This is a genomic window from SAR324 cluster bacterium, assembly GCA_029245725.1.
In the GTDB taxonomy this organism is placed as follows: Bacteria; SAR324; SAR324; order SAR324; family NAC60-12; genus JCVI-SCAAA005.
Genome location: JAQWOT010000373.1, coordinates 1 through 9,037, shown reverse-complemented (window position 1 = coordinate 9,037; position 9,037 = coordinate 1). Strand labels below are relative to the sequence as shown.

The following is a 9,037-nucleotide window of genomic DNA, read 5'->3' as shown; positions in this document are numbered from 1 at the left end:
CTTGTTCCCGAAGCAAAGGCGTCTCATTGATGAGCTTCTAAAAAGTAATATTTTTTATGTCCGAGAGAGAATGTGAGGGAGAGGAAATAAACACATGTGGATGGTCACAAATCACTTCTGAGATAACCGCAAGGTCCCAATGTGGGCGGTCCCATGAGGGCAAAATCAAAACTTGCTGAACGGAGGCCAGAGACAATTTCCTGGCGATTACCGACCTTCAGGTCCAGATGAATCTCCAAATGATCTTTCAAAAACGCAGCAATCGCTTTCGGCATAAAGTATTTTGCTATACTGATGACTCCAATTCTAATTCTTCAACCTTCAACACCACGCAAATTATAGATGAACTTTTCAGCTTGTCGGAACTGCTGCTCTAGTTGCTTCACTAAATCAAAGATCACCTTCTCAGCTTCTGTCAGGCAGAAGCCATTCTGCCCCCGCTCCAATAGAGGTAATCCCACTTGTTCCTCTAGTTGCTGAAGTTGTAAAGTCACAGCTGGCGGTGTTACAGCGAGTTCTTCGGAAGCCGCTGTCACAAATCCTGTGAGGGCCACACTTTTCAGAGCCCTTAATTGTTTGAAAGTCAGATTTTTCATTGGAAATGCTAGATTTAGGAGTTCCAGATCTAAAATTCAGTTCAGATGAAAATTACTGTTTTGGAACTGATTTTTTGGTAATCTAGTACTCTGAATGAATTTGATATACTCTTGGGTAATCATAGGAACAATGTGTTGTGAGTATCTTTAAAGTATCTTTGCTTCAAAATAATCTTTTACTGTGTTGAAGGGCTATTGATGAAAATTTTGCGAAAACTTGACCGTGTTGAATTGCAGGGCAAAAGAGTCCTTTTGAGAGCGGATCTTAATGTTCCTATGATGGAAGGTAAGGTCACTGATGCTACACGCATTCAAAGGTTTATCCCAACTCTTCAGTATCTGCATAAGGCTGGAGCGATTGTCATCGTGACCAGTCACCTGGGTAGGCCTAACGGAAAGTTTAATGCTGCAATGTCTCTGGAACCAGTAGCAGATTCATTGGCTCAATTATCCAACCTGAGAATTGAATTCATTCGAGAAGCAGTGGGCCAGGAAGCATTGGCTAAAACCAAAGGGATGAAAGCAGGTGACGTAGCTTTACTTGAAAATCTTCGTTTTCACATTGAGGAAGAAGCAAATGATTCCGAGTTTGCCGAGCAACTGGCTGCGCATGCAGAAATTTATGTGAACGACGCCTTTTCTGCGGCTCATAGAGCCCACGCTTCAACCCATGCAATCAGCAAGTTTCTGCCGGCATATTCTGGGCCCAGTATGGTAGCTGAACTAGAAGCACTTCAAGCTGCACTAGGTGATCCCAAACGTCCAGTTGCAGCGCTAGTTGGTGGAGCGAAAGTGTCCAGTAAAATTGATGTACTCCAGCATTTAGTGCCACGCATGGATAAGTTGATCATTGGTGGGGGTATGGCAAATACCTTCCTTCTCGCTCTAGGAATGAACATTGGAAAATCCTTAGCTGAAGCAGATTTAGTAGAAACCGCTCAGGCTATTTTAGGAAAGGCGAAGGAGTGTGGATGTGAGATTTTACTGCCAGTTGATGCAGTTGTAGCGAATGCTCTGAGTGCTGACGCGCTTTCCCAAACTGTGCATGTTGACAATGTGGCGGAAGATCAGATGATTCTGGATGTCGGACCAGACTCAATTGAACTGTTCAATAATCATCTTGGGGAATGCCAAACTTTGCTTTGGAATGGACCACTAGGTGCTTTCGAGGTCAATCCCTTTGGTGATGGAACTTTCGCTGTTGCCATGCAGGCTGCCAAATTAACCAATGAAAGAAAATTACTTACAGTTGCAGGCGGTGGAGATACCGTTGCGGCTCTCAATGTTGCAGGAGTGGCGGTATCCTTCAGTTACGTCTCGACAGCAGGTGGGGCTTTTTTGGAGTGGCTGGAAGGTAAGGAACTTCCCGGAGTTAGTGTGCTGTTTGAATCATAATTGTAAAGCACCGGCTGGGAATTGGAAGATATTCCCAGTCTGAAATTGTTGTTAACATCAACAACCTAGTGACCTTTCATCTCTGTATAATTTCCAAGTTCTTCTCGCCCATTTTTCATCGAAACCACGTTTCTCTGCTTCAATAATCCACTCAACTTCTGAGCCTATCAGGAGTGTTCTTACCATTTCATCTACGTCCCAGTCCTCAATTTGTTTTTCATCTTTGAGCCATTCTGGCAACCAATCGGATGGACCCATTTTTTACTTACATTGCTGTTGGTTTTCTGCAATATGTTGCTGTCGAATTTGACAGAAAATAGTCTAACGGTAATTGCGCAGCAGCTACAAGACGACCTTGAAACTTAGATGTTTGACCGGAAATCTTGGACGAGGGTAATATTGTCGGGCTCATCCAGTTAATCCCAGCAAATGTTTGAGGTGAGATGGTTCTCATTACAAATTCTGTTTTCCAGCCTGAGAACGGGATAGATCTCTTCATCTACGGAACACTTTTACCTAGCTGCAGGCTTGAGAAAAAAATTATCGGTTGTTCTCGAAGAGGCCCAGTGTCCTTAGAGGACGCTAAGCTATATGACTTGGGTGTGTATCCAGGGATGATTCTTGGAAGAGGTACTGTGGTAGGAGAATGGATTACAGTTTCTCCAGAAGCACTGATCATGTTGGATAAAATCGAAGGCTAAAGGCTATCACAGTTCCCTTGCAGCAAAGGATTGTCCCTACCTTCGTCGATCAGTTGAAGTCAGGAGGTTTACGGATGGCCAACGGGTACAATTACAGAGTTATCTCCTAAATCAGGATCCTAGAGGACTTGCTCAAGTCAATCATAAATGTATGGGCGTCATCTAGTTGAAAAACAAGCATCTGGGAATTGGATTCTGGCCTACTGTTCAAACCTCAGCACCGCTCGTCTTGAGGAAAGAGTTGGAAAACTAGATAGAGCTAGGCCAGGTTGGATTCCAGAATTTCGATTGGTTTTCAACAAACAATCCAGAACTAACAATTAACACACTGCAGCAAATATTCAATTTGAGCCAACTGCTCGTACACCTACGGTAGCATGGTGGTCAAATAGCAATCAGATTTGTGAGTTGGACCGCTATGAAGGAGTCCCAAAATACTATTTGCGAATGGTAGTGCCTTTTGTGGATCGGTATCATCCAAACGAAGTGGAGTATTTGCAGGGATATGTCGCTCACCTGATCAACTCTTGAACGGACAGCCTTCTGAGAAATACCAGAGTTGCCTAGAGATCGGTTATAACGAGCACGGCTTGGGTTTACTTGAAATAAAGGATCAGTCGTTTGCTAAAGCTGAGTGATGGATTGTTTTCAAAATACCCAAACCTTTCAAATTATATCTCAATTTTGAGAAATCACTGAAGTCTAACTGCCGTCATGATCCCTCTCTATATCTGGCCGCTATTTGCGCTGGCATTAATTGCGATTAGTAGTGCTGGTTTAGTTTTTCAGGAATTAGGAGAAGTCCCTCCATTACTCCGTGCATCTTGGAGGATGCAAGCAACTTCTCTGGTATTACTGCCTCTGCTTCTATGGCAGTGGCAGTTGCTTCGGAAATTACAAATCAGCCTCCAAGATATTTTGATTTTACTGGGTTCAAGCGTTTGCTTGGGGATGCACTTTGGTTTTTGGGTGTGGTCACTTGATCACACCAGTCTTGTTCACAGCTTACTATTCGTAACGAGCCATCCCTTAGTGATTGTTGCTCTGATGCCGATCTTGGGACAACAGTTGCGCAAAGGACATATTTGGGGAACAGCTTTGGGCGTGTTGGGAGCATTGATTACCCTAAAGGATACGGAAGATACCGGAACAGTCACTCTAATAGGGGATCTGGTTGCGATCGCGGGTGCGGTAGCCGTAGTTGGTTATTTCTACGCGGGACACCACCTTCGTTCAAAGAGACAATGGCCAATCTTTGTCTATGCTCTACCAGTCACGATGCTTGCCGGTATTTGGCTGGGTTTGGCCTCTTGGGCCTGGGAGGAGGAGGCCGTTGGGCCTTTCTCTTCTAATTGGGGATGGTTTGGCTGGTGGGATTCAGATTGGATCTGGGCCGTGGCTTACCTTGCCTTTGGTCCTGGGTTATGTGGCCACACTGGTTTAAACACGGTAATGCGCTATCTTCCCCCTGTGGTTGTTTCAGTGGGAATGCTGCTGGAACCATTGCTAGGTGGCATCATTGAATGGTTTTGGCGTGGTGGATCTGGGCTGGGGTTCTGGACCTGGTTAGGTGCGCCTCTCCTGCTGATAGGGGCCGGTTGGGTGACACTAACAAACGCTCGTTCTGAAGAAATGAGAGAGTAATTGGTAGCTGCAACACCTTTCGCAAATCGCAACTTGTATCCTTCAACGATCGTCCCATAGTCAGTTGATTTTCTAGAAATCTCTTTCTGTACCACCAACATGAGTGAGTCAACTTTAGAAATTCGCCAGAGAGAACGTCTATTGCGTTTGGATGCTCACATTCGTTTTGAGTCTGAATTAACAGCTCAGTGGATGAACTATCTTGCTATCGCCAAATCCTTTCTTTTCTAGACCTTTATTCTAGCTTTAGCCAATAGCATTAACCCCAATGTTCATCCTCTTTTCCTACGGGTAATCTCGATGGTACCCTGATTTGGAATGTTGCTAGCCACCATTGTACTCGCCTCTGTCATTGGTTCCATTTCGTTGACCCGCAAATTACGCAGAGAGAGATTCATTCTTGAAGGCGAAATCCCTCAAAGTGTGCTCCGTCATGATGTGAGCCATGCCAGTTTGGAAATCGTTTTGGGACATCTACATCCGGTTTGTGTCTCCGCTACTTTCCTCGGAGCATGGATTCTGATTTGGCCAAGTAGTTCAACACTCTAGCTCTAAACACCACAAAAAATATGTCAGTGATTTTTTCTGATTATGAGGCACGTGTAAAAGCCTTGAATCCGTCTAAAAGTTTTATTGTCCAAGCCCCTGCCGGTTCTGGGAAGACCGAGTTGCTTACCCAGCGAATTCTCTCTTTATTGGCGGTAGCGGAGAAACCCGAGGAAATCCTTGCCATCACATTTACGAACAAAGCAGCAGGTGAGATGCGCGAGCGCCTTTTAAGGCAACTCCGTCAGGCTTCAGAGCAACTCGAGCCTCCAGAACTGGATCACGAAAAGCAAACTTGGGAACTCGCCAGGGCTGCGCTTGAACAAGACTCTCGATCTATATGGAATTTGTTGCGCCAACCAGAACGAATCAGGCTGCAAACGATCGATTCTTTTTGTGCTTCCCTTGTGCGTCAAACCCCCCTTAGTGCCAGAGTGGGGGGTCCTCTTACTGTGGAGGAGTTCCCGAAAGAGTTGTATCAATTGGCAGTGGGAAGGATTCTGGAGCGACTAGAGGATGATGCAGATCCCTTGAGCATGGATGTTCAGATGGTTCTTGGGCATTTACACAACAATATTAGCCAGCTAGAAAAGTTGTTGGTAGATTTGTTAAGCAGAAGAGAACAGTGGCTACGCTGGTTTCGTAAGCTCCCTTGCGACATGGAAAGAATTAGAGATAGTTTATCTGAGTCATTTGAACGTACAATTTCAGAAGAAATGCTCACACTATGCAGTTTCCTTCAAAACAGCGATTATAGGTTGATTCAACCGTGTCTCCAAAGCGCCCATCCCTATTTGACTCAGGTAGATCAGGAGTTGGCAAATAACGTCTCACAACTTCCCTACCAACTTCCAGAGGCCAAATTCTCAGATTTGGTTCATTGGCATACATTGGCACAGTGCCTTCTCACTGGTGAAGGTAGTTGGAGAAAGCGATTAACCAAAAACCAAGGGTTTCCTCAGGTCATTAAGAAAATCAAGCAATCCCTGGAGGAATGGCTTCAGAATCAGCCGGTAGAACATGCAGAAACCCTGAAGAAGATAGCAAAGCTTCCTCTGCAACCAAATTTTGAAGAATCTTCTTGGAAAGTTTTAGAAGCTTTGCTCCAGCTGCTCAAAAGCGCTTCAGATGAGTTAAAAGGGGTATTTCGTGATCAGGCCAGGGTGGATTTTAGTGAAGTTTCCCAGAGAGCCCTCCTTACATTAGCGGATGAGAGCGTCACTGAAGAGGAAAATTTGTTAGACTTACGACATGTCCTAGTTGATGAATTCCAAGATACCAGCCATGGTCAGTTTGAATTGCTTGAAACCCTTACAAAAGGTTGGGATTCTCAATCCGGGAAGACGATCTTTCTGGTTGGGGATCCGATGCAGTCCATTTATCGATTTCGTCAAGCAGAAGTCAGCTTGTTCCGGAGAGTACAACAAATAGGGGTAGGTCAATTACACCCTGAGTCTCTCGTTCTTAAGCGAAATTTCCGCTCCCAATCTGGAATCGTTGACTGGGTAAACCAAAAATTCTCGGTAATCTTTCCAGCACTAGAAAATCCAGATATTGGAGCGATTGGCTACTCACAATCTGAGTCACATCATCAGCTTCTAGAAGGAAATGCTGTTGAAGTTCATTTACTTGATAAAGAGAAGGTATCAGCTGAAGCAGAGTTGGTTGCTCAGCTTATTTGCAAAACAATTCAAAAACATGGAGTTGGGCATTCAATTGGTATTCTGATTCGCAACCGCAATCACCTACAAAAAATCCTCCCTCACCTACGTGCTTCTGGAGTCCAATTCAAAGCTGTTGAAATTGAACCACTTGCGAAGCGTCAAATCATTGATGACCTACTTCACCTGACTCGAGTGGCGATTCACTCTGGAGATCGCGGTGCTTGGTTGGCTGTTTTGCGGGCACCTTGGTGCGGATTGACTTTGGCAGATCTGACAGTCCTGTTTGGGCAAGATTTGCAGTCAACAATTCCTCACCTCCTGCACCAAGCTTTGAATGTAGAACTAAGCGCCGATGGAAAGCAAAGACTACAAAATTTTCTGAAGGCTTGGGCGCCTGTAGCTCCTCAGCTTCAGCAGTTTGGTCTGCGTGTAGCCATTGAGTCCCTTTGGTTGAGGTTGCAAGGACCAAAACTTCTTCGAGAAAAAAGAGATTTGCTAGATGCCGAAAGTTTCTTTCGATTACTGGGAGAATTGGATCAGAAAAAATGGTTGTTGCCGGACCGATTCGATGAAGCAATGCAAGGCCTCTATTCGCAAACCCAAAATGATGAAGCTCAGATTGAAGTGATGACTATGCACAAGGCGAAAGGACTTCAATTTGACACTGTTATACTTCCTGGACTTGATCGGATTGCAAAATCAGAAGGTGCTTCTTTGCTACGATGGCAAGAACAGTCATTTAATGACGGTACCAGTTCATTGTTGTTGGCTCCAATCCAAGAGTCTGGTCAAGAACAGCACCCCTTGTATTCATATCTGCAGAGCCTCGAGAGTCAGAAAGCTAATTTGGAATCAGCACGTTTGCTCTATGTGGCTGTGACTCGCGCTAAGAAATATCTACAAATTCTTGGAAGCGTAGGCTTTGACAATGCTGATCAGCCTAAAGCCCCCAATGCTGGAAGCTTGTTGTGGCGATTGTGGCCCCACCTTCAGGAAGAGGTTTTGTTTGATGATCAGACCAAAAATCAGAGCTATGCAGAGATGGCCTTGGATCAACGAGATCTACTGCTTAGAATCCCTCAATCAGCATTGAAAAACGAAGTGTCCTCACAAGTTAATTCCAAACCAAATGACCTTGGTGATGAAGAGACAGATCGTTATGAAGATACTGCTGCCACCTCAATGATGGGGACACCAAGCTGGATTCGAAGGGAGATCGGAGTGCAGGTTCATCAGGTTTTACAACAGATTTCGGAGGATGGGCTTGAGAATTGGTCGTTTGAGAAACCAAAAGAAATGCGAAAAAAATGGCAGTGGGCTTTGGGTCAGAAAGGTATTCCAAATAAACTAATTCCAGCTGCCTTGAACCAACTTCAATCGATCATTGAAATCTCACTTTCAAGTGAGCATGGAAGATGGGTTCTGGGTCACCATCGACTCGCAAAAAATGAGTATGAGCTTGTGGTAGATTCAGGAAAAGGGATCAAGAGATATATTATTGATCGAACATTTGTCGATGAGGATGACCAGCGTTGGATCATTGATTACAAAAGTAGCGAACCGATGCACTCAGAGGATTTCAAATCCTTTTTCAGTAGAATGGAACAACGATACAAAGCCCAACTCTCAGGCTATATGAATCTATTCAATTTATCAGAACCTGGTCGTCGTCATCGTTGTGGATTGTTCTTTCCTATGTTGGCACGCTTCCATGAAATCATGATGCAATAATGCTATGAATTAGATGGCTCTTGGGCCATTTTGCACTTCAGGTTATTGATTTCCCCTTCCCTTTTTGACTGCTTTACAGTCCAGCACTTTAAGCTATTGACTTGTCTTTGGAATCGATAACGAAAATTCTTGTCGATTGCGTTTCAAACAACCGAATGATATAAGGCATTCATTAAAATTTCGGAGTTATCGACTGCTTACGCCAATCCCATCTCCCCAAGAATTGAACGGATCTCGGCGAAATTTCCGAATCGCAATCCCGTGCGAACAAAATTCAACACCATACGCTTGCTGACGCGATTGGGTTAGAAAACGCCTAATTTCAGAAAGCTGCGACCGGTGAACTGAATATTGAATTTGTCTTCCGAGCAAGGACACAGATGAACAACTTTGGCTATCCCTTGCCCCAGGGCCTGTATGATCCCCAGCATGAGCATGATAGTTGCGGTGTTGGATTCATTGTACATATCAAGAACAAGAAATCTCACGACATCGTCAAAAAAGGACTGCAGCTACTCTGCAATCTGAATCATCGTGGAGCTATTGGTGCTGATCCAGAAACTGGGGATGGTGCTGGGATCCTTGTACAGATACCAGATGCATTCTTGCGAGAAGAAACGACCAAGTTGGGGTTTGTTCTTCCCGCTGAAGGACGCTATGGGGTAGCAACGATGTTCCTGCCTGATGATGACAGACAGCAATTTCATTGCGTGGAGGCGATCCAAAGCATTGTCAGTGAGAACGACTTGATTGGCTTGGG

At 44.7% G+C, this 9,037-nt stretch carries 9 protein-coding genes; 6 read left to right on the top strand and 3 right to left on the bottom strand.

The window, feature by feature from the left end; translation table 11 throughout:
• Window positions 1–104: 104 nt before the first annotated feature.
• Window positions 105–305: a LysR substrate-binding domain-containing protein gene (locus P8O70_20720; GenBank protein ID MDG2199264.1), complete on the bottom strand. Its 201-nt coding sequence runs from the start codon at window positions 303–305 to the stop codon at window positions 105–107.
• Window positions 306–314: 9 nt separating this feature from the next.
• A complete protein-coding gene (locus tag P8O70_20715; protein MDG2199263.1) occupies window positions 315–596 on the bottom strand; it encodes a LysR family transcriptional regulator in 282 nt (93 codons plus the stop codon).
• Window positions 597–794: 198 nt separating this feature from the next.
• Here P8O70_20715 and P8O70_20710 point away from each other — a divergent pair, with 198 nt between their 5' ends.
• The gene (locus tag P8O70_20710; GenBank protein ID MDG2199262.1) at window positions 795–1,991 is read left to right on the top strand and encodes a phosphoglycerate kinase; all 1,197 of its coding nucleotides are present in this window, start codon (window positions 795–797) and stop codon (window positions 1,989–1,991) included.
• A 57-nt stretch (window positions 1,992–2,048) separates the two neighbouring features.
• On the opposite strand, the gene P8O70_20705 is transcribed toward P8O70_20710, so the two are convergent.
• Window positions 2,049–2,231, bottom strand: coding sequence for a hypothetical protein (locus P8O70_20705; GenBank protein ID MDG2199261.1), 183 nt, complete (start codon window positions 2,229–2,231; stop codon window positions 2,049–2,051).
• Window positions 2,232–2,434: 203 nt separating this feature from the next.
• On the opposite strand from P8O70_20705, the gene P8O70_20700 reads away from it, so the two are divergent.
• The 5 genes from P8O70_20700 to P8O70_20680 form a co-directional block, all read left to right on the top strand.
• Window positions 2,435–2,692 carry a gamma-glutamylcyclotransferase gene (locus P8O70_20700; protein MDG2199260.1) on the top strand — a complete coding sequence of 86 codons (258 nt, stop codon included), beginning with the start codon at window positions 2,435–2,437 and terminating at the stop codon, window positions 2,690–2,692.
• A gap of 714 nt (window positions 2,693–3,406) precedes the next feature.
• Window positions 3,407–4,336, top strand: coding sequence for a DMT family transporter (locus P8O70_20695; protein ID MDG2199259.1), 930 nt, complete (start codon window positions 3,407–3,409; stop codon window positions 4,334–4,336).
• A gap of 318 nt (window positions 4,337–4,654) precedes the next feature.
• Entirely contained in the window at window positions 4,655–4,885 is a 231-nt protein-coding gene (locus P8O70_20690; protein ID MDG2199258.1) for a hypothetical protein, read from the top strand.
• 20 nt (window positions 4,886–4,905) lie between these two features.
• The gene (locus P8O70_20685; GenBank protein ID MDG2199257.1) at window positions 4,906–8,277 is read left to right on the top strand and encodes a UvrD-helicase domain-containing protein; all 3,372 of its coding nucleotides are present in this window, start codon (window positions 4,906–4,908) and stop codon (window positions 8,275–8,277) included.
• Between the two features lie 380 nt (window positions 8,278–8,657).
• Window positions 8,658–9,037 (top strand): class II glutamine amidotransferase (locus P8O70_20680; protein MDG2199256.1); only part of this gene is annotated, 380 nt, incomplete at its 3' end.

Bases quoted from the DNA above. Each gene is read 5' to 3' on its own strand.
- P8O70_20715 (MDG2199263.1), bottom strand. From the start codon at position 596: ATGAAAAATCTGACTTTCAAACAATTAAGGGCTCTGAAAAGTGTGGCC.
- P8O70_20710 (MDG2199262.1), top strand. From the start codon at position 795: ATGAAAATTTTGCGAAAACTTGACCGTGTTGAATTGCAGGGCAAAAGA.
- P8O70_20700 (MDG2199260.1), top strand. From the start codon at position 2,435: ATGGTTCTCATTACAAATTCTGTTTTCCAGCCTGAGAACGGGATAGAT.
- P8O70_20695 (MDG2199259.1), top strand. From the start codon at position 3,407: ATGATCCCTCTCTATATCTGGCCGCTATTTGCGCTGGCATTAATTGCG.
- P8O70_20690 (MDG2199258.1), top strand. From the start codon at position 4,655: ATGTTGCTAGCCACCATTGTACTCGCCTCTGTCATTGGTTCCATTTCG.
- P8O70_20685 (MDG2199257.1), top strand. From the start codon at position 4,906: ATGTCAGTGATTTTTTCTGATTATGAGGCACGTGTAAAAGCCTTGAAT.